General features: G+C 69.1%; 19 protein-coding genes. 13 read left to right on the forward strand and 6 right to left on the reverse strand.

Translation table 11 applies throughout. The features are described 5' to 3' along the window. Positions 1-49: 49 nt before the first annotated feature. From V5F61_RS01815 to V5F61_RS01840, 6 genes are all read right to left on the reverse strand, one after another. The gene (locus tag V5F61_RS01815) at positions 50-1,006 is read right to left on the reverse strand and encodes an FAD:protein FMN transferase (protein ID WP_110372423.1); all 957 of its coding nucleotides are present in this window, start codon (positions 1,004-1,006) and stop codon (positions 50-52) included. Further along, positions 987-3,173, reverse strand: coding sequence for a PepSY domain-containing protein (locus V5F61_RS01820; RefSeq protein ID WP_110372424.1), 2,187 nt, complete (start codon positions 3,171-3,173; stop codon positions 987-989). The genes V5F61_RS01815 and V5F61_RS01820 overlap by 20 nt, the downstream gene beginning before the upstream one ends. Before the next feature lie 18 nt (positions 3,174-3,191). After that, the gene (locus tag V5F61_RS01825) at positions 3,192-3,662 is read right to left on the reverse strand and encodes a DUF2271 domain-containing protein (RefSeq protein ID WP_110372425.1); all 471 of its coding nucleotides are present in this window, start codon (positions 3,660-3,662) and stop codon (positions 3,192-3,194) included. A gap of 44 nt (positions 3,663-3,706) precedes the next feature. After that, the gene (locus tag V5F61_RS01830) at positions 3,707-4,066 is read right to left on the reverse strand and encodes a hypothetical protein (protein WP_110372426.1); all 360 of its coding nucleotides are present in this window, start codon (positions 4,064-4,066) and stop codon (positions 3,707-3,709) included. Between the two features lie 93 nt (positions 4,067-4,159). After that, positions 4,160-5,527 (reverse strand): ATP-binding protein, encoded by a 1,368-nt coding sequence (locus V5F61_RS01835; protein WP_110372427.1) that lies wholly within the window; start codon positions 5,525-5,527, stop codon positions 4,160-4,162. Next, positions 5,524-6,195: a response regulator transcription factor gene (locus tag V5F61_RS01840; protein WP_110372428.1), complete on the reverse strand. Its 672-nt coding sequence runs from the start codon at positions 6,193-6,195 to the stop codon at positions 5,524-5,526. Before V5F61_RS01840 ends, V5F61_RS01835 begins: the two co-directional genes overlap by 4 nt. A gap of 138 nt (positions 6,196-6,333) precedes the next feature. Here V5F61_RS01840 and V5F61_RS01845 point away from each other — a divergent pair, with 138 nt between their 5' ends. The 13 genes from V5F61_RS01845 (at position 6,334) to V5F61_RS01905 (ending at position 20,753) form a co-directional block, all read left to right on the forward strand. After that, positions 6,334-6,621, forward strand: a complete 288-nt coding sequence (locus V5F61_RS01845; RefSeq protein ID WP_238121398.1) for a PepSY domain-containing protein — start codon at positions 6,334-6,336, stop codon at positions 6,619-6,621. Next, positions 6,605-6,991 (forward strand): nitrate/nitrite transporter NrtS, encoded by a 387-nt coding sequence (gene nrtS / locus V5F61_RS01850; protein ID WP_238121397.1) that lies wholly within the window; start codon positions 6,605-6,607, stop codon positions 6,989-6,991. The genes V5F61_RS01845 and nrtS overlap by 17 nt, the downstream gene beginning before the upstream one ends. A 265-nt stretch (positions 6,992-7,256) precedes the next feature. Then, positions 7,257-7,952 (forward strand): VIT1/CCC1 transporter family protein, encoded by a 696-nt coding sequence (locus V5F61_RS01855; RefSeq protein WP_110372430.1) that lies wholly within the window; start codon positions 7,257-7,259, stop codon positions 7,950-7,952. Positions 7,953-8,283: 331 nt separating this feature from the next. Next, entirely contained in the window at positions 8,284-8,763 is a 480-nt protein-coding gene (locus tag V5F61_RS01860; protein WP_110372431.1) for an SRPBCC family protein, read from the forward strand. Positions 8,764-9,073: 310 nt separating this feature from the next. Then, positions 9,074-9,352, forward strand: a complete 279-nt coding sequence (locus V5F61_RS01865) for a metal/formaldehyde-sensitive transcriptional repressor (RefSeq protein ID WP_012115376.1) — start codon at positions 9,074-9,076, stop codon at positions 9,350-9,352. A gap of 12 nt (positions 9,353-9,364) precedes the next feature. Then, on the forward strand, positions 9,365-10,495 hold the full coding sequence (locus tag V5F61_RS01870) for a nickel/cobalt efflux transporter (RefSeq protein WP_110372432.1): 1,131 nt from the start codon (positions 9,365-9,367) through the stop codon (positions 10,493-10,495). Between the two features lie 103 nt (positions 10,496-10,598). Then, a complete protein-coding gene (locus tag V5F61_RS01875; RefSeq protein ID WP_110372433.1) occupies positions 10,599-11,312 on the forward strand; it encodes a response regulator in 714 nt (237 codons plus the stop codon). Beyond that, positions 11,309-12,643 (forward strand): ATP-binding protein, encoded by a 1,335-nt coding sequence (locus V5F61_RS01880; RefSeq protein WP_110372434.1) that lies wholly within the window; start codon positions 11,309-11,311, stop codon positions 12,641-12,643. Before V5F61_RS01875 ends, V5F61_RS01880 begins: the two co-directional genes overlap by 4 nt. Positions 12,644-12,721: 78 nt before the next feature. Continuing rightward, positions 12,722-14,374 carry an efflux RND transporter periplasmic adaptor subunit gene (locus V5F61_RS01885; protein ID WP_110372435.1) on the forward strand — a complete coding sequence of 551 codons (1,653 nt, stop codon included), beginning with the start codon at positions 12,722-12,724 and terminating at the stop codon, positions 14,372-14,374. A gap of 9 nt (positions 14,375-14,383) precedes the next feature. Further along, positions 14,384-17,515, forward strand: a complete 3,132-nt coding sequence (locus V5F61_RS01890) for an efflux RND transporter permease subunit (RefSeq protein WP_110372436.1) — start codon at positions 14,384-14,386, stop codon at positions 17,513-17,515. Positions 17,516-17,527: 12 nt separating this feature from the next. Next, positions 17,528-17,902: a hypothetical protein gene (locus V5F61_RS01895; protein WP_238121396.1), complete on the forward strand. Its 375-nt coding sequence runs from the start codon at positions 17,528-17,530 to the stop codon at positions 17,900-17,902. Positions 17,903-17,964: 62 nt separating this feature from the next. Further along, positions 17,965-19,527, forward strand: coding sequence for a multicopper oxidase family protein (locus V5F61_RS01900; RefSeq protein WP_238121395.1), 1,563 nt, complete (start codon positions 17,965-17,967; stop codon positions 19,525-19,527). Positions 19,528-19,625: 98 nt separating this feature from the next. Next, positions 19,626-20,753 (forward strand): MFS transporter, encoded by a 1,128-nt coding sequence (locus V5F61_RS01905; protein ID WP_238121394.1) that lies wholly within the window; start codon positions 19,626-19,628, stop codon positions 20,751-20,753. The last annotated feature ends 150 nt before the right edge of the window (positions 20,754-20,903 follow it).

A 20,903-nucleotide genomic window follows, 5' to 3' on the forward strand; every position in this document is an offset into this window, starting at 1 on the left:
ATGGACCCGGGGGCCAGGATTGCGCCGCCAGTCCATGCGGCATGGTTGGTCACGGCCATGTCGCCACCACCTCTCCGTCGCTCCCGACGAACAGCGCGGCGAGGCCGAGCCGGCGGGCGAGGGCCGGGCCGTCCTGCGCACCGCGCACCAACAGCGCCGTCGCCCAGGCATCGGCGGCCATGCAGGTGTCGCTGAGCACGGTGACGGCGGCGAGGTCGTTCTCCAATGGCGCGCCGCGAGAGGGGTCCATGGTGTGGGAGAGCCTCCTGCCCGCCACCTCCACCTGATGGCGATAGCTGCCAGAGGTTGCGACGGCGGCACCGGACAACTCCAGCACCCCGAGGACTTCCCGCACGCCGGGGACTGGCGCCTCGTGGGCGACGACCCAGGGGCGGCCATCCGGCTTCGTGCCCGCCGCGCGCATCTCCCCGTCGATGCCCACGAGCCAGGCGGAAAAGCCCGCCTCCGTCATCTCCCGCGCCAGGTCGTCCACGCCGAAGCCCTTGGCGATGCCGGACAGATCGAGCCGCAGCGGCGCCAGGCGGCGCGCGCGGCAGCCTGCCGGATCGAGCTGCAGGGTCTTTGGCGGCTCGAAGGAGGGACGCCCCGCAAGCGCAGCGATGCGTCCGCCGTCGGGCACGCGCGTGCCGCACCCGAAGCCCCAGGCCTGGACCAGATCGCCCACGCCGATGTCGAACGCGCCCCCCGACAGGCGGCCGATCTCGAGGGCCGCAGCGAGCACGCCCATCAGTTCGCAGGGAATGGCCACCCAGGTGCCGAGGGGGGCGGCGTTGAGCTGCTCCAGGTCGGAATCCGGCCGCCAGGTGGACATCTGGCGCTCGACACGGTCGAGGGTGCCCTGAAGGCGGCGGGTGAGCGCCCCCTCGTCCACGCCGCCTACGGCGAAAAACACCGCCGACCAGCGCGCGCCCATGGCGGGGCCGCTGAGGGCGTGGCGGCGGGGCTCCAGCGCGCCTTGAGCTGAATCAGTAGACATCTTCGACATAGCGTCCAGACGACTTGAGGGTGGGAAGGTCGAGGCCGAGTGGCCGCACGATCGGATCGAGTGCCCAGGTCACGGCCTGGGCCATGTCACGGCCGCCGCACACCAGGATTTGCGCGCCCTGCCGGATCAGCTCGCGCAGGCGAGGCGCGTCGGCGGCGATGCGATCCTGCACATAGGCGCCGCCATCCGGACCGCGTGAGAAGGCGGTCTGGAGCGAGGTCAGGCGTTTCTCGGCGAGATGCTGGGCCAGTTCGTGCTCGTAGAGAAAATCCGACGACGGGCTGCGGCCGCCCCAGTAGAGGTGGACCGGGCGACCGGCCGCATTGGCGCGCACCAGGCCGGCGAGTGGACCGATGCCGGCGCCGGCGCCGATCAGGATGAGCGGCGCCCGTCCCGCGGCCGGCCGGAAGGTCGGGTTGGCGCGGATGAAAGCCTCCACGCGATCGCCGGGAGCGAGAGCGTGCAGGAAGGTCGAGCAGAGCCCGCCTGCGCGCAGGCGGACGCAGATCTCCAGCATCCCGTCGCACGACGACGACGCCAGCGAATAGAAGCGCGGCATCGGATGGCCCGGCGGCAGGATGCCGACGAGGTCGCCGGGCTCGAACGACGGCAGGCGTCCGGCCTTGCCGTCCGTTCCTGGCCTCCGGAAGCGCAGGATCGCCACCGGCGCGCCGACGGCCACGCCATAGTCCTCGCGTTCGACGAGTTCGAGCGCGACCGTCTTCGGCGGCTCGGCGACGTGCTCTAGCTTGAGGTCGTGACCAAGCACGGTACCGAGGTCGCGGCCCCATTGGGCGAACTCCTGCGCAGAACGCCGATCGATGCGCTTCATCGGCAGGAGCTGCGGCCAGCCGTTCGCCGTGAGCGCAGCCAACATCTCCTCGGCGTAGCCGCAGAAATGCGGAAAGCAGCGGTCGCCGAAGCCGAGCACCGCCACCGGCACGCGGCGTTCCTGCCGCGCGAGCCGGGACAGGAACGCCGTCGCCGAGGCGGGCGCCGCTCCGTCGCCATGGGTCGCGGCCAAGAGCAGCAGGCGTTCGGTGACGGCGGAAAACGGCTGAAGATCGTTCATGGCCGCGGTGTGGACATGGTGGCCGGCGCGGGTCAGCGCGTCGTGCAGCGTCGCGGCGAAGCCCCAGGTGGAATTGCCTTCGCTGCCCACCAGGAGGACGGTGTCGGCAGCACGGGCGGGCGCGTTCATCGCGATGCGCGGCCGGGCGGCGCGGCGGCGCCACCACATTGCGATGCCGGTCGCGCCGAGCACCGGAACCGCCGCCGCCGAAAGGCCGAGCACGAGCCCGAGCACCCAGGCGCCCTGGCCGGTGTGGAGGGTACGGATCATGCCGTTCAGGCGGTCGAGCGTCGTCGCCGGGGTGAAGGACAGCTCCGCGCCCGTCGCCGCATCGATCTGCGCCTCGCCCCGGCTTGTCCGCAGGCCGTAGGTGTCGGTCGGATCGTCGGGTGCCGGGAAGGTCAGCTCGAGCAGGCTCGCCACATCGGTCGCCCTGAGCGCCGCCAGCGTGCCGGCCGGAGCAGGCGCGCCGCCGCTCGCCGACACCATGGGCGCGGCGGCTTCGTGTTCGGGGATGAGGCCGAAGCTGCTCGCCGACATCCACGCGCCCGTGAGGGATGAGAGGACGAGGCCGGCGGCAGCGAAACGGCCGAGCTCGCCGTGCCAGCGCTGGGCCGGTGTGCCTCGGATGGACTGCAGCAGCGCGCCCGCTCCGCCGAGGCGGCGGGCGAGGAGGAGGGTGCCGGAGACGGTGAGCACGAGCATGGCGAGCGCGCCGGCGCCGGTGGCGGCCCGCCCCGCATCTCCGGTCAGAAACGCGCGATGCAGATTCGTGATGACGCGTGTCGTTTCTGAGACATGGTAGGGACCAAGCCCGGCCCCGGTCGCCGGATCGACCCGCTCCACGCCGCGCGTTTCGCCGTCGGTGAAGGCGACCGTGACGGCGCCGTCCGGCCGCACGCGGATCGAATCGATGCCCTGGTGACGCGCCGCCACCGCCTCGGCGAGGGCGGCGACGCTGGTGCCGACCGGAATCGCCGGTGATGCGAGACGGTCGAGCGCCGGCTGCACGGAAAGCGCCACGCCGGTGAGGGCCATGACGGTAAGGCCGAGCGCGAGCACGACGCCCGGCAGCGCATGAATGCGACGAAGCATGGATCAGGTCCGATCGCTTCAGAAGGTGACCGTGAAGGATTTGACGTAGCCCTTGCCCGGCGCCGGCTTGCCGGAGGCCGCGGTATCGAGGGGCACGACCACCTCGGAGGGATTGTCCATGCCGTCCTCCACGGCGGTGTCGACATGGACCTTGTATCCGGCGTCGATCATGGCATCGGCGAGGTCGAGGCTGATCTTCAGCGTCCTGCCCGAGCCGATGCTGGCGCCGGTGATGCCGTCGATCTCGGTCGGTCGCCCGCCGGAGACGCGCTGCCAGTCGCTGAGGTGGCGATAGTACTTCGCCTTGCCGCCGGCCATCCACAAGGTGCCCTTGTAGACGCCGGCGGCATCGGTGACGTAGAGCACCACATAGGCGCCGTTGCCGCCATAGGCCTTGAGGGTGGTCTCGAAGGTGACTTGGCGGGCCTCGGCGACCACCGGGGCGATCAAGGCGGTGGTGGCGGCCACGGCGGAGAGGACGAATTTCATCGGTCTGTTCCTCAATGGAGAGAAGGTCGGGCGCCGCGAGGTGCTCATTGCACCTCGACCTTGGGACGGGCTTTGCCGTTGAAGAGGCCGTTGTCGGGCGCCGGCGCATTGGGATCGGCCGGGCCGGCCTGCGGGATTGCGCCGCGGCGGCCACCCTCGTCGTCTTCGCCTTCGTCCTCATCGTCATCGTGGTGGCGGCGTCCGCGATGCTCGCCGTCACGACGCCGCTCATAGGACTCTTCGGCGAAGCGGATCGGGCGCCCCTCGATGGCGGATGACGTCACGCCATCGAGCCGTTCGTGATGGCTTGAGGTCAGGTGATCAGCCTCTGCCGCCGCCAGTGCGACGCCGATACCCGTGGTGGAAAGCAGGAGCGCCGCTCCGATCAGGGTGCGCGTCTTCATTGGCCATCTCCCGGTTGGTGTTGACCGGAAGCACCCTCGCTTTCGCACCTGACGGCCACCTGAAGCCGATGCGGATCTCCGTTCAGCTTCCCGTCAGGCTTGAGGCACGGCCGCGAAGCGCACCCTGGCACGGAAGCCGTCGGCTTCGCCCGGGATCGGCGAGGCGAGGTCGAGGGTCAGGCCAGCGCCGCGGCAGATGGCGGCGACGATGGCAAGGCCGAGGCCGGAGCCCTCCGCCCCCGTCGGGCCGCGCTCGAACGGGCGGATCAGGCGCGCCAGCCGGTCGGCCGGCACCACGGGGCCGCCATTGGAGACCTCGAACAGGCCGTCGGCCAGCCGCAGCCGCACGGGCGTGCCGGGCGTGCCGTGCTTCAACGCATTCTCGATGAGATTGCGGGCGAGGATGGCGAAGGCGTCCGGATCGAGGTCGCAGACAAGGCCGCTGTCCGGCGGGATTTCGACCATCAGGTCCTCGCCCCGGTCAGTCAGCCGGTCGATGTCCGCGATCACGTGGCGCAGCACCGGCGCGAGGGGCGTCGGGGTTTCGGCGAGGAGGCCGCCGCCCTCGGCCTTGGCCAGCTGCAGCAGCTTCTCGGACAAGCGCGAGAGACGCTTCAGGGCGACCGCCACTGAACGGGCCCGTTCCCGGGGCGCGCCGCCCGGCAGTTCAGCGACGAGGCGCTGGGTCTGCGCCAGTGCGGCGGCGATGGGCGTCCGGAGCTCATGGGCGCTGTTGGCGGTGAAGCCGCGCTCGGCTTCGAGCGCACCGCGCAGGCGTTCCAGCAGGGCGTTGACCGATGTCGCGACGGGTGCGATCTCCTCCGGCAGCCCCACCGCTGCGACCGGCGCGAGATTGCCGCGGCCCCGTTCCTCGATCGCCGAGCGAAAGGTGATGACGGGCCTCAAGGACAGGCGGACGGAAAGCCACACCCCGACGAGCGCGATGGGCACCAGGGCGACAAGGGGCCAGATCAGGGCGACCACCGCGCGTCGGACCGCCGCGCGGCGATGGCCGAGGTCCTCGGCGGTGGTCACCAGGATTGTGCCCCTGACGGCCGCCTCGGTGTAGGTGCGCAGCCGCTCCGTGCTGTGGAAGCCCGGCGGGAGGCCGCGGGGGATCTGCATCAGGTCGGCGTCGCTCGACTGGAGCAGCTCGCGGCCGTCCGCGTCGCGGACCACGTAGGTGATGTATTCCCGGTGGGGGCCGATAGGTGCCATGTGCTGGGTCGCGCTGCCTCCGTCCCGCGAGAGCAGTTCGGCATAGGCCAGCGGCAGCACCCGCTGCGCCACCTCCTGCAGGGCACTGTCGAATACCTCGCCGATCTCGCGGCGCAGCACCAGCCCGGCCACGGTGGCGGCGGCGAGCCACAGGGCGGTGACCGCCAGCGCCAGCCACAATCCCAAGCGCAGGCGCAGGCTCCACCCGCTACCGCGGCGGCCGTCGCCCACCGCCTCGTTCATGCGCCCGCCTCAGGCGGGCCGAGGCGATAGCCCATGCCGCGCACCGTCTCGATCACCTCCGCCCCGAGCTTCTTGCGCAGGCGGGCGATGTAGACCTCGATGGTGTTGCTCTCCACCTCGGCGTCGAAGGAATAGAGCCGCTCCTCGAGCTGCGGCTTCGACATGAGCTGGTGGGGCCGTTGCACGAACGCCTCGAACAGCGACCATTCGCGGCCGGTCAGCGCCACAGGCCGTCCCGCTCGCCGCACCGAGCGGGCCGCAAGATCCACCTCAATGTCGCCGAGGGACACCAGAGGATTGGGATTGCCGGCATAGCGCCGCCCCACCGCCCGGATCCGCGCGCTGAGCTCGAACAGGTCGAACGGCTTGACCAGGTAATCGTCGGCGCCGGCATCGAGCGCCGCGATGCGGTCCGAGATCTGGTCCCGCGCCGTCAGTACGATGATGGGCGTGACGTCGCCCGCCACCCTCAGACGCTTCAGGAAATCGAGCCCGCGCCCGTCCGGCAACATCAGGTCGAGCAGGACCAGATCGAAGGCTGCGGCATGGATCGCCTCGGTGGCGTCGTCGAGACGGGTCACCCAGTCGGGTGTATGCCCGTCGGCGACGATCTGGTCGCGCACGGCCATCCCAAGGACAGGGTCGTCTTCCACCAGAAGGATCCGCATGTGTCGCCTCGGCGTGTTCCGTGCCAATTTAGCGCGCGAGACGAGCCGATGGGGCCCGATAATTTGCATGAGCGTTCAGGTGGGCGTCAGTTGGGCGTGCTTTCTATTTCGCGGGCTGCACACGTCGGAGGATCTTTGGTGAGACGCACGCGGGTTGCCGCGATTTTGGTCTTCGCCGCGTGCCTCGGCGCGGGACCGGCGGCGGCCGATAGGGCTTGCAACGTGCCGCTGGCCGACTGGCAGCCACGCGACGCGCTCCAGAAGAAGCTGGAGGGCGAGGGGTGGACCGTGCTCTCGATCCGCTCCGACGACGGCTGCTACAAGGTCAGGGCGACCAACGTGCGCGGCGACAGCCTGAAGGCGAAGTACGACCCCGCCAGCCTGGAACAGATCCGGCGGAAGCACGGCGATGAAGACGACGACTGATGCGACGGCGACGATGTGCGAGGGTCCGGATTGCGCCGGCAATCCTGATGCAAATGCTATCGGGGTGACGTGTCCCATCAGCTCGCGCGGCGAGAAATCCGGCACCAGCATGATCCGGCGTTTCCTTTCCTATGCAACGCAGTCCGGCATTCCGCGCCGCTCCTTCCTGGTGGCGGTGGTCGTCGGCACCATCCTCAATCTCATCAACCAGGGCGATGCCGCCGTGGGCGGCGGCTCGGTCAACTGGACCAAGATAGGCTTGACGTTCCTGGTCCCCTATTGCGTCGCCACCTACGGCGCCGTCTCGTATCGGCTGCGCCAAGAGCGCGAGACCAGGCCGTCGCCGTCAGTTTCTTCCGAACAGCCTTGAGCCGCCGCTCCAAGCCTCCGCATGCATGAAGATGCAGTGTGCCGGCGGGGCCGACGGACTGTGCGCACAATCCTGCGACACCTCATCGCCGAAAAGCCGCTTGATGGCCGATTCTAAACGGGCTGCGTCAGTCTTCCGTCAGCTTCGTTTGCCAGATTGCAGCCGCGATTGGCCGAGTGGCACGACCTCCGTCGAAGGTTCCAATACGTCAAGCCTCATCCATCGGATGGGCTTTCTCGATAACCGTCAAAAAGGACCCTTATCAATGCCGACCACTCCGCATATCGAAAAACATTTTAGCGGCTCGGAGATCGTCCGCGACGTCGTCATCGGCATGTCGGACGGCCTGACGGTTCCTTTTGCCCTGGCCGCTGGTTTGTCTGCCGCCGTCAGTGACACCGGAGTGATCGTGACTGCGGGCCTTGCCGAGATCGCCGCCGGCGCCATCGCGATGGGGCTTGGCGGTTATCTCGCCGCGCATACGGACATTGAGCATTTCAAGTCGGAGGAAGCGCGTGAAACTTGGGAAATCGAGCATAAGCGCGATTTCGAGGTAAACGAGGTGAGGCAGATATTTGAAACCTACGGCCTTGAGGGCGCCGCTCTGACGAACGTGGTTGACGCGATCAGCGCCAATCCCCGGCGCTGGACGGATTTCATGATGCGCTTCGAGCTCGGCCTTGAACAGCCGGATCCGAAACGCGCTCCGCTGAGCGCTGCGACCATCGCGATCGCTTATCTCGTTGGCGGGTTCATCCCGCTTGCGCCTTATATCGCCGTATCGAACATCCCTGATGCCTTGAAGATGTCCGTGCTCACTACGGGGATCGCGCTGGCGATTTTCGGTGCAATCAAAGGCCGCTTCACGGGGGTAAACCCCTTCAGGTCCGCCGTGCAGACTTTGTTGGTTGGCGGTCTCGCGGCAGGTGCAGCCTATTGGCTGGCGCATCTTCTCGGCTGATAGGGAAGAAATGTTGGCGGGAAAACGCGCCGCGCTTGTCAACTCGGAGCTGGGTCTCGCCTGTCGTGCGCCTGTTGATTTCCGTGCTGGCCACCCACCTGCGTCCTCGAATGGATTGGGTCTGGGCCGGACACTTCACGAGGTCCCCCACTCCCGAGTGGGGCTTCGTCATGCCCATGGTCGCCACCGCGCTCTGAAAAGACGCGCCTTTCGGATGTCGCGTTTTGATTTCTGGTATGGGTGTGAGCCGACGTCGGCAGCGCAGTTGAATTCAGGCCAAATCGCTGTAGCCGTCCACGGTGGGGGACGGGGTGCCGAAGGATTCCGATTCATGAAAGGCGTATCGGGAGGACAAAGGACTGACTCGGCGACGCGGGTGATTGCCGCGTCGCCGCAGTCCCTCTACCGAGCATTCCTAGACCCGGAGGCATGGGTGAAGTGGCTCCCGCCCGAGGGAATGACGGGACACATCTACAAATTCGAACCGCGCCAGGGCGGAGCCTACGGGATGGCGCTGACCTATGCCAAAGGAGATCGATCTACCCACGGTAAGACCTCGGAAGACACTGATGTCGTCGAAGGGTGTTTCCTGGAGTTGGCTCCGGACGAGCAGATCGTCCATCTTGTCAGGCTCCAATCAAACGATCCGGCCTTCGCGGGCGAGATGAAGATGAAGTGGAGCCTTTCGCCCGTTCCCGGAGGAGCCAGGGTGACTATCACCTGCGAAAATGTTCCGGAAGGGGTACAGCAGGAAGACCACAACGCCGGGCTGCAATCTACGCTCAAGAATCTCTCGATCTTGGTCGAATGAACATTCTCGGCTGTGGCCAAATGTGGGCAATGTCTGGAATGTTAGGCCCGCTCTCGGGTCGCAAATTCGGGAAACGGGACATTCCCTTGGCAGAAACACTTGACGACACCGTCCGAGGGACCGGCATCGTCATCCGATGTTGCGTCAGCGGATGACAGGTCGGGCCCACGGCGCCAAGCTGTTAGCCCCGTTCAAGTCCCCACATCGATCGAGGGTCACCGGGCTCCCGGCCTCGACATAGGCCCAGAATGGTCCGGCAGACGAAGGGGAGTGGTTTACATACGGTACCCCCCTATATTATAAATCCGTGATGGCCCATACGATCAAGCACAAGACCAAGCTTCTCGCCCGCATTCGCCGGATCAAGGGGCAGGCCGAAGCCGTGGAGCGCGCGCTGGAGGCCGAGCTCGGCTGCACCGACGTGCTCATGCTGGTCGCCTCCATGCGCGGCGCCATCAACGGACTGACGGCGGAGCTGATGGAGGATCACATCCGCCATCACGTGGTGAACCCGGACGCCGAGCCGGACCCCGAGCGTGCCAAAGGCGCCGCCGACCTGATCGAGGTTGTCCGCACCTATCTCAAGTGACCCGAGAGCAACATGACCGCGTTTACAGACCTGCTCCAGCAGGGGGCCGCGCACGCCTGGCTGTTCATCCCCTCGGCCGTGCTGCTCGGTGCGCTGCACGGGCTCGAGCCGGGTCATTCCAAGACGATGATGGCCGCCTTCATCATCGCCATCCGCGGCACGCTCACCCAGGCCGTCCTGCTGGGCCTCGCCGCAACGGCGTCGCACACGGCGGTGGTCTGGCTCATTGCTCTCGGCGGCCTGTATTTCGGGCAGCAATGGGGTGCTGAGGCGAGCGAAACTTATTTTCAGCTGGCTTCGGCCGTGGCCATCATCGCCATCGCCACCTGGATGGCCTGGCGGACGTGGCACGAGCAAAGCGACGCGCATCACCACCACCATGAGGACGAGACCCGTCTCGTCCCGACCGCGGAGGGGGAACTGGCGCTCGGCATCTTCGAGGACGGCGTGCCGCCGCGCTGGCGCATCTCCAGCCTTGCCGGGCGTGCGCTTCCCGACGCAGGACGCGTCGTTCTCGAAACGCTGAGGCCCGGGGGCGGCCGTCAGGTCTTCCCGTTCGTGAACCGGGGCGCATTCCTCGAAAGCGCGCAAGACATTCCCGAGCCCCATGCCTTTTCAGCGGAGCTGCGACTGCGCCTCGCCGATGGAGGGGAGGAGGTCCATGCCCTTGCCTTCGAGGAGCATGACCACGCCCACATGACTCTCGGCGACGAGGACGACGCCCACGCACGCGCCCACGCCGCCGATATCCGCAGTCGCTTTGCCGGCCGCCCGGTGACGACCTGGCAGATCGTGGTCTTCGGACTGACGGGCGGGCTGATCCCGTGCCCGGCGGCGATCACCGTTCTGTTGATCTGCATGCAGCTGAAGGCGTTCAGCCTCGGCTTCGTGCTGGTGCTGTGCTTCAGCATCGGCCTGGCGCTCACGCTGGTGTCCGCCGGCGTGCTCGCCGCGCTCAGCGTCCGGCACGTCTCGCAACGCTGGTCGGGCTTCAGCGCGCTCGCCCGGCGCGCGCCCTATGCCTCCGCCGCGCTGATCCTGATGGTCGGTCTTTATACCGGCTGGCTCGGCTGGCATGGTCTTTCGCGGGACCACGCCCCATCGGCGGCCATCGGCGAGCAGGCTCCGAGCCGCCGGGCTTGACCGGGCATCGGCGTATCGCGAAGCACGCGGGCTGGGATAAAAGGGCCTGTCCGTGGAGCCGCGGTTCCGCCCCGCGGAGTGCCTCTCAGGAGTCCGTCACCCCGTGTCCCCCGAAGGCCATATCCTGATCGTCGACGACGATGCCGAGATCCGGCGCCTCGCCGGCAAGTTCCTGCGCGAGCACGGGCACAAGGTCACCGCGGCCCAGGATGCCCGCGAGATGCGGGAGGCGATGAAGGCCGGGCCGGTGGATCTCGTCATCCTCGACATCATGCTGCCGGGCGTGAGCGGGCTGGACCTGTGCCGGGACATCCGCCGCACCTCGGACGTGCCCATCATCATGCTCACCGCGCGCGGCAGCGACGTGGACCGGATCGTGGGCCTGGAACTCGGCGCGGACGACTATCTGGCGAAGCCGTTCAATCCGCGCGAGCTGCTCGCCCGCATCCACGCGGTGCTGCGACGCATGCGGCCTCCGGGCGGCGCCACGGCTTCCGGGGGCACCCTGCTCGCCTTTTCCGGCTGGATGCTCGACACCCGCCGGCGCGAGCTGACCAATCCCGAAACCGTGGTGGTGGACCTCTCCACCGGGGAATATGACCTGCTCCTGACCTTCCTCGAACATCCACAAAGGGTGCTGACGCGCGACCAGCTGATGGACGCCGCCAAGAACCGCACCGCCACGGGCTTCGACCGCGCCATCGACATCCAGGTCAGCCGGCTGCGCAAGAAGCTGGAGTCCCACGGCGGACCGGAGATGGTGAAGACCGTGCGCGGCGCCGGCTATTTCTTCGCACCGGAGGTGGAGCGCTCGTGATCCGCGCCCTGATCCGAGCCTCGGACAGCCTCGCCGTGCGCACCGCCGTGGTGGCCGTGCTGGGCATCGTCGTGGTTCACGTGCTGAGCCTGTGGACCTACGAGCACGCCATGGAGCGTGAGCGCCACGCGGCCCACGCCATCCGCCTCGCCGACCAGATCGTCGCGCTGCGCCGTTCGCTCATGGCGGCGGCGGCGGAGAAGCGGGAGGACGTGGCCCATGACTTGTCCGGCGGCGCCATCGACGCCCACTGGAGCCGGGAGGCCATGGCCGCTCCCGGCGCCCGTGCCGCGGAGCGATGGCAGCGCCTCGCAGACGACGTGCGCACGCTGGCGCCCGACCTGCGGCCGCAGGATGTGCTGGTGGGCGCGGGCACCGACCCGCACCTCAGCCTTGTCGCCGTTCGCCTGCCGGACGGCAGCTGGCTGAACGCCCGCCTGTTCGCCTCCGTCCCGCAGGCGGCCGGGGCGCACGGATCGGTGCTGTCCACGACCCTCATGGCGTCGGGCGTGCTGCTGTTGTCCCTCGCCATCGCCGCCTGGCTGACGCGGCCGCTCCGGGCCATGGCGCGGACGGTGGCGACCTTGCCTCCGGCGGCCCCTCTCGTGCGGCTTCCGGAGAGTGGCCCCAAGGAGGTGCGGGAGCTGGCCCACGCCTTCAACGGCATGCAGGCCCGCATCGCCGATCTGATGGAGCGGCGCACCCGGGCCCTCGCCGCCGTCTCCCACGATCTGCGCACGCCCATGACGCGCCTGCGCTTCCGCATGGAGGACGTGGGCGACCCCATCCTGCGCGAGGCCATGACGGCGGATGTGGCGGAGATGGAGCAGATGGTGGACGCCACCCTGTCCTACCTGCGCGGCGAGGCCAGCGAAGAGGCCGTGCGCCCGCTCGACCTCGTGGCGCTGGTGGAGACGCTGGTGGACAATGCCCGCGACCGGGGCCTCGCCGCCGATCTTTCCGCCCCGCCGCGCCTCGTGGTGGCGGGACGCCTGGTCAGCCTGAAGCGGATGGTGTCAAACCTGCTGGAGAACGCGCTTCTTTATGGTGGCGCCGCGCATGTCGTGCTCGCGGAGGAGGGGGGCGAGGCCGTGCTGACGGTGCGGGACGAGGGCCCCGGCATTCCGGAGGCGCAGCTGACCGCCGTGCTCGAACCCTTCGTCCGGCTCGAATCCTCCCGCAGCCGCTCCACCGGCGGGGTGGGGCTTGGCCTTCCCATCGCCCGCGCGGTGGCTGAGGCCCATGGCGGCGCCTTGAGCCTCGTCAACGGCGTCGGTGGAGGGCTCGTCGCCACGGTGCGCCTGCCTAAGCTCCAGGCTGAAACAAACTGATACAGAAGCGATACGCGGCGTGACACCCCGTGCGCTATCTGGCTCCCGTACCGGATTTACCAACGGACGGGTTGAAGCATGGCATGCCATTTGGTGCGGAGGGGGAGCCTTGGTCCGTGCGGCCTTCTCGTCGGCCTCGGGCTCGCCGGCCTCGTGCTGGCGACGGGCGCGTGGGCGCACGAGGGCCATGACCACGGTGCGCCCGCCACGCCCCAGGTAACGACCCTCGCCCCCCGCGCCGAGGCGGCTTCCGCCGATTTCGAGCTGGTGGCGGTGCTGCGCGACGGCACGCTCACCCTCCACCTCGACCGCTTCGCAGACAATGCGCCGGTGGACGGCGCGACCATCGAAATGGACACGCCCGAAGGCTCGCAGGCCGCGAAACCCGTGGCGCCCGGCACCTATGTGGTGCCGGCGCCGTTCGCCGCGAGGCCGGGCGCGCACGACCTCGCCTTCACCATCACGGCAGGCGATACGGTAGACGTGCTCGCCGGTACTTTGACCGTTCCCGCCGCAGCAGCATCATCCGACACGCAGACGCCAGCGCCGGCGGCGCTGGCGCAGTTCGGCGGCCTGCCGGTGGGCGCTCTGGCGGGTCTTCTCATCGGCTTTCTGGCCGGGGCGCTCGTCATGTCCCGGCGGCGGGCGGCCGCCCTCCTCGTCCTCGGAACACTCGGCGTCGCGCTCGCCGGAGCACCGCAGGGCGCACGAGCCGCGGACACGCCGAAGCCTCCCGTCCGCGATGCCGCCCAGCGCCTGCCCGACGGCTCGGTGATCCTGCCGAAGCCGAGCCAGCGCATCCTCGGCGTGCGCACCATCGTCACCGCGTCAGCCAGCCACGTCGGCGTCGTGGAATTGCCCGGACGCGTGGTGCCGGATGCCAATGCCAGCGGGCTTGTGCAGACGGCGGTGGGCGGGCGGCTGGCGCCGCCACAGGGCGGCTTCAAGCCGCTCGGCACGAAGGTCGCGGCCGGCGAGATCCTGGCTTTCGTGCACCCGCCCATCGGCGCCTCGGACCTGAAGGACCTGGAACAGCAGGGCTACGAGCTCGACCAGCAGATCGCCATCGTGAAGCGCCGCTACGAGCGCCTCTCCGCTATCCAGAACGCCGTCACCCGCCGCGAGGTGGAGGAGACGGAGATCGAACTGAAGGGTCTCCAGACCCGCCGCGCCAATCTGGAGCGGGTGCAGCGCGAACCCGAGGCGCTGCGGGCGCCCGTTGCCGGCGTCATCGCCACCTCCGATGCGATGGCCGGGCAGATGGCGGACCCGAACACGGTGGTGTTCCGCATCATCGATCCCGACCGGCTGTGGGTGGAGGCGCTGGGTTTCTCGCCGGATGTCGGCCGGTCGGGGGCTTCCGGGCGGCTGCCCGACGGCCGTTCCGTCACGCTCACCTTCCTCGGCGCCGGAATGTCCGACCGCAGTCAGGCCCTTCCGCTCCAGTTTTCCGTAACCGCGGGTGCCGAGCAGCTACGCGCCGGCCAGTTTCTCACGGTGCTCGCGGAGGCCGGCGCCCCGCGCACGGGCATTGCCATCCCACGCACGGCGGTGGTGCGCGGGGCGAACGGCCAGACCATCGTCTATGAACATGTCACCGCCGAGCGCTTCATGGCGCGCGAAGTGAAGACGGAGCCGCTCGATGCCGGCCGCGTGCTGGTGGTGGCCGGCTTGCCGCCCGGTCGCCGCGTGGTCACCGAGGGCGCCGAGCTCATCGAGCAGATCCGCTGAGGCCGGCCGATGTTCACCTTCCTCGTCACCCAGTCCCTGCGCAACCGCCTGCTGGTGCTGGCGCTCGCCCTCGTGCTGGTGCTCTACGGCGCCTACGCGGTCACCCGCCTGCCGGTGGACGTGCTGCCGGACCTCAACCGGCCCACCGTCACCATCATGACCGAGGCGGAGGGCCTCGCCCCTGCCGAGGTGGAGCAACTCGTCACCTTCCCGCTGGAGACGGCGATGAACGGCCTGCCCGGTCTCATCCGCCTGCGCTCGGTGTCGGGCGTCGGCCTCTCCGTGATCTACGTGGAGTTCGACTTCGGCACCGACATCTTCCGTGATCGCCAGCAGATCGCCGAGCGCCTCGCCCTCGTGCGGGACCGGCTGCCGGCGAACGTCTCCCCGCAGATGGGCCCCATCAGCTCCATCATGGGGCAGATCCTGATGTTCGGCGTGACGAGCGACACGGCCTCCCCCATGGCGGTGCGGGAGGCGGCGGACTTCGTCATCCGCCCGCGGCTGCTCGCCATCCCCGGCATCGCGCAGGTCATCCCCATGGGCGGGGAGGTGCGGCAGTTCCGCGTCTCCCCAGACCTTGCCGCCATGCGCGCCTACGGCATCACGCTCGATGCGCTGGAAAAGGCGCTCGCCCAGTTCGGCACCAATTCCGGTGGCGGCTTCACCGACCATGGCGGGCGCGAGTTCCTCATCCGCAACATCGGCCGCACCCTCAGCCTCGACGACCTGAAGGGGCTCGTGCTGCCGCGCGCCACCGGGGGCACCATCTTCCTGCACCAGATTGCTCAGGTGGACTACGCGGCCCGCCTCAAGCGGGGCGACGCCGGCTACATGGGTCGGCCCGCCGTGATCGTCTCGGTGGAGAAGCAGCCGGAGGTGGACACCCTCGCCCTCACCCGCGCGGTGGAAGAGGCGGTGGCAGACCTCAACCGCACGCTGCCCGACGGCATCCACATCTCACCCCCGGTTTTCCGGCAGGCGGACTTCATCGCCGCCTCCATCGGCAACGTGGAGAAGGTGCTGATGGAGGCCATGGCGGTAGTGGCCGTGGTGCTGTTCCTCTTCCTGCTGAACTGGCGCACCACGCTCATCTCGCTTACCGCCATCCCGGTGTCGATCCTCACCACGGCCATCGTGTTCCACGCCTTCGGCCTCTCCATCAACACCATGACTCTGGGCGGCATCGCCATCGCCATCGGCGAGCTGGTGGACGATGCGGTGGTGGACGTCGAGAACATCTTCCGCCGCCTGCGCGAGAACGCCGCCGCGGCAGTGCCGAGGCCGGTGTTCGACGTGGTGGTGGCGGCGAGCCGGGAGGTGCGCTCCGGCATCGTCTACGCCACCCTCATCATCGTGCTGGTGTTCGTGCCTTTGTTCGCGCTGCCGGGCATTGAGGGGCGGCTGTTCGCGCCGCTGGGGCAGGCCTATATCGTTTCCATCCTGGCGAGCCTTGCTACCTCCATCACGCTGACGCCGGTGCTGGCTTATTACCTGCTGCCGGCCCTCAGCCGGCATGTGGAGCGCGACGGCGCCCTGGTGCGCGGCCTCAAGGGCGGATACGCGGCGCTGCTCGCCTCCGCCTTCCGCCATCAACGTCTGGTATTGGCAGCGGTCGCCGTGCTCTTTCTTGCCGCCCTTGCCTCCGCCGCCAGCCTGCCACGCGCCTTCCTGCCGCCCTTCAACGAGGGCTCGCTCACCATCTCCATGTCGTTCAGGCCGGGGCTCTCCCTCGCCGAGAGTCACCGCATGGGCCTTGTGGCCGAACAGCTCATCCTGGAGGTGCCGGAGGTGAAGGCCGTGGGCCGCCGCACCGGCCGGGCCGAGCTCGACGAGCATGCCGAGGGCGTCCACGCCTCCGAGATCGAGGTGGACCTTGCCCCCTCCCCCCGCAGCCGGGCCGAGATCACCGCCGACATCCGCGACCGCCTGTCCGTCCTGCCGGCCGCGTTCAATGTGGGCCAGCCCATCTCCCATCGGCTCGATCACATGCTCTCGGGCGTACGCGCCGAGATCGCCCTGAAGCTGTTCGGCGATGACCTCGACACCCTGCGCACCACGGCGGAGGACCTGCGCCGCCGCCTCGCCGACATTCCCGGCCTCGTCGACCTGCAGGTGGAGCGGCAGGTGCGCGTGCCGGAGGTCACCGTGCGCGTGGACTATGGCCGCGCCTCCCTCAACGGCCTCCAGCCCGCGCAGGTAACGGACGCCCTGGAGCGGCTCTCCAACGGCCGCGTGGTCTCCCGCCTCGTGGACGGCACGCGGCGCTTCGACGTGCTGGTCCGCCTGTCGGATGCGGCCCGCAACACGGAGGGGCTTTCGGCCCTGCTGATCGAGACGCCCTCCGGCTGGGTGCCGCTCTCGCAGGTCGCCGAGGTGAAGGAGACGGACGGGCCGAACCAGATCCTGCGCGAAGGCGGGCGCCGGCGCATCGTCGTTCTCGCCAACACCTCCGGCGGGCGCGACGTGGCAGCGGTGGTGGCCGACATGCGCCGGGCGATCACGGCGGTGGCGCTGCCGGCGGGGGTCTCGGCAAGCCTCGAGGGCACCTTCGCGGCGCAGGAGGAGTCCATGCGCACCATCGGCGCGCTCTCCGCGGTGTCGCTGCTGCTCGTCTTCGCCATCCTCTACAGCCGCTACCGCTCGGCTTTGTTCGCGCTCGTCATCATGGGCAGCGTGCCGCTGGCGCTCATCGGCGCGGTGGTGGCGCTCCGGATCGCCGGGCAGCCCCTGTCGGTGGCCAGCATGATCGGCTTCGTGACGCTCACCGGCATCGCCGCGCGCAACGGCATCCTCAAGATCAGCCACATCATCAACCTCGCCATCTCGGAGGGCATGCCGTTCGGCCCCGCGCTGGTGACGCGCGGCAGCCTGGAGCGGCTGACGCCGGTGCTGATGACCGCCGCGTCCGCCGGCATCGCTTTGCTGCCGCTCATGAGCGGGGCCGAGGTGCCGGGCAAGGAGATCCTCCACCCCGTCGCCATCACCATTTTCGGCGGCCTCGTCAGCGCCACGCTGCTCGATGCCGTCCTCACCCCCGTCCTCGTCCTCGCCTACGGCCGCCGCCCTCTGGAGCGGCTGGTGACGGCGGCGCGGGAGACGCCCCCCTCCATTGCCGCTGCTCGCGCGGACGCCTTCTGATCGGAGCCTGTCATGATCTCTCGCCACTTTCTGATGGCTGTCCTCAGTCTCCCGCTGGTCGCCTTGCCTGCCTTCGCCCACGAGCCCGGCGTGGGGGCGAACGGCGGAGTGCGGGTGGATGCCGGCCATTACCACGCGGAGCTGGTGGCCGACGGCACGCCCGCCATCTCGCTCTATCTGAGCGATGGCGCCGACAAGCCGGTGGCGGCCGAGGGCTTCAAGGCCAGTGCCATAATGATAGTAGATGGCAAGGCCCAGCGCTTTCCCCTCTCGCCCGCCGGCGGCAACCGGCTCGCCGGGACGGCGGCGGTTGCCATCCCCAGGGGCGTGAAGGGCGTGGTCCAGATCTCCGCGCCCGACGGCGCCTCCGCGCAGGCCAAATATTGAACACCACCCGAAACCCCTTCGCTTCGCCTCGTCTGTCCGGCGACGAGCCAAAGAGGCCGATCATGACCCGACCCATGTTTGAACCTGCTCCCTCCCGCCGCACCGTTCTGGCCGGTGGCGCGGCACTCGGCGCGCTCGCCTTCTCCGGCGGCTGGCAGCAGGCCCTTGCCGCCCCGCTGCTCACGGTAGAAAGCCTCAGCCTCGACGTGAACGGCAAGGCGGCGAAGGTCTTCGCCGTGAAGGGCCCTTCCGGCGAAGGCGTGTTCGCGAAAGAAGGCGACCGGCTCACCGGCGCGGTGCTCAACGCCTCGCAGAGCCCGGCGGTGCTGCACTGGCACGGCCAGATCTTTATCCCGCCGGACCAGGATCGCGCCCGCCCGAACGGGGGTGAGCTGGCCGTCGGCGGAATGGACCAGGTGGATTTTCGCCTCACCCCCGGCACCCACTGGATGCACTCCCACACCTTGAGCGAGCAGCAATTGCTCGCGGCACCTCTCGTCACCCGCGAGGCGGATGCCGGGGACGTGCAGGACGTGGTGGTGATGTTGCACGACTTCTCCTTCCGCAGCCCGGAGGAGATCCTCGCCGGGCTCGGCGGCGCGGGTGCTCAAGGTGGCCACGCCATGGGCCAGCAGATGCAGGGTATGGAAACGCAGGGCGCGCCGATGCAGGGAATGGCGATGCCGGGCATGAACCATGCGGGCCACGCCATGAACGGCATGGCTCCGGTGGGCGGAGCCATGCCGGGCAGCGCGATGGGCAGCGCCGGCTACAGCATGGGCGCGGCCGGAACCGGCGCTCCGGGCGGCGGCATGCCCATGGCGCACGCCAATGACGTCGCCTACGACGCCTTCCTCGCCAACCGCCGCACGCTGGCCGACCCGGAAGTGGTGCAAGTGGAGAAAGGCGGCCGGGTGCGGCTGCGCATCATCAATGGCGGCACGGCCACGGCCTTCTTCATCACCGTGCCCGGCCTGAAGCCCCGCTGCATCGCCGTCGACGGCACGCCTTGCGCCCCGGTGGAGGCGGAGGCCTTTCCCCTCGCCCAGGGCCAGCGCATCGACCTTTTGGTGGAGGTTCCGGCGAGCGGGGGCGCCTTCCCGGTGCTGGCGCAGGTGGAGGCCTCGACCCGCCGCACCGGCCTCGTGCTGGCGACGCCTGGCGCCTCTGTTGTCCGTATCGCCGAGGCGGCGGAAGCGCCAGCGGGCCTCCTCGACCTGACCTTCGAGGGGCGCCTCGCGGCGACGAAGCCGCTCGCTGTGCGCAAGGCCGACAGGGTCTTTCCGGTCATGCTGGGCGAGGAGCCGGGCTATCGCTGGACTATCAACGGCCGCGTCTCCGGCGAGGCCGAACCCTTCACCGTGACGCAAGGCGAGCGGGTGGAGATGACCTTCATGAACCCCACCAGCATGGGGCATCCCATGCACCTGCACGGCCACCATTTCCAGGTGGTGGGCCTCGGTGGACGCCGCTTCTCCGGCGCGCTGCGCGACACGGTGATGGTGCCGCCGCACGCGCCGGTGACCATCGCCTTCGACGCCGGGCCGAAAGGGGACTGGTTCCTGCACTGCCACCACCTCTATCATATGGCCGGGGGAATGATGGCCGTGGTGAAGGTGGCGTGATGCACGACGCGGACGGGGCCCTGCCGGAAAGCCGCCCGGAGGCTGCAGGTCCGCGCCCCCCCATCCCGAGGACCGTCTGGGCCCTCGGCTTGGTCAGCATGTTCATGGACATCTCGTCCGAGATGATTCACGCGCTGCTGCCGCTCTTTCTCACCGGCACGCTCGGTGCGAGCGTCGCCATGGTGGGCCTGATCGAGGGCGTCGGGGAATCCACGGCGCAGATCGCGAAGGTCTTCTCGGGCTATTTGTCGGACCGCTTCGGTCGGCGCAAGCCGCTGATCCTGCTCGGTTACGGGCTCGGCGCCGCATCCAAGCCGTTCTTTGCCCTGGCCGGCGCTCCGGCGATGGTGTTCGCCGCGCGCTTCGCCGACCGCATCGGCAAGGGCATCCGGGGTGCGCCCCGCGATGCGCTCGTGGCCGACGTCACCCCGCTTGGGATCCGCGGACGCGCCTACGGCTTGCGCCAGGCCCTCGACACGGTGGGCGCCTTCGTCGGGCCGCTGCTTGCCGTCGCGCTGATGGCGCTGTTCGCCGACGACATGCGGGCGGTCTTCTGGGTCGCTCTCGTTCCCGGCTCTCTTGCCGTGCTCTGCGTCGTCCTCGGCGTCGAGGATCGGTCCGTGGGCACGGTTGGAACAGGCCGACCTCCACCGGTGCGGATCGCGGATCTCAGGCGCCTCGAACGTCCCTTCCTTGTCGTTGTGGCCATCGGTGTCGTCTTCACGCTCGCGCGCTTCAGCGAGGCCTTCCTCGTCCTGAAGGCCCACGACGAGGGACTGCCGCTGGCGTTCGCTCCGTTCGTGCTCGTCGCGATGAATGTCGTCTATTCCCTCGGCGCCTATCCTGCCGGCGCCTGGTCGGATCAGGCTCCGCCGGAGCGGCTTTTGCTCAGCGGCCTTGCCGTGCTGGTGGCGGCCGACCTCACCCTCGCCTTCGTCCCGGGCCTGTGGGGAGCATTCCTCGGCATCGGCCTGTGGGGCGTGCACATGGCGCTCACCCAGGGCCTCCTCGCCAAGCTCGTGGCCCAGAACGCCCCGGCGACGCTGCGCGGATCAGCCTTCGGCCTGTTCAATCTCGCCACCGGCCTCGCGACGCTGGCAGCGAGCCTCGCCGCCGGTCTCCTGTGGGACGTCAGCGGCGCCCGGACGACGTTCATCGCCGGAGCCGTCTTCGCCCTCCTCGCATCCGCGCTCGTGATCACCTTCGATCTCAGCCGGAAGTCCTGAAGCGGTCCCGCCGATCATCGTCGCGAAACGCATGCCCACGGCGTCCGACCGGAGGGACGCGGTCTCATCGACCGAGATACTTGATGAGCGCCGCGATCCCGAGGACGACCAGCACCAGGATCAGGAGGCCGAACAGCCACATCCCCCACA

The organism is Xanthobacter sediminis, from assembly GCF_043195015.1.
Lineage (GTDB): Bacteria > Pseudomonadota > Alphaproteobacteria > Rhizobiales > Xanthobacteraceae > Xanthobacter.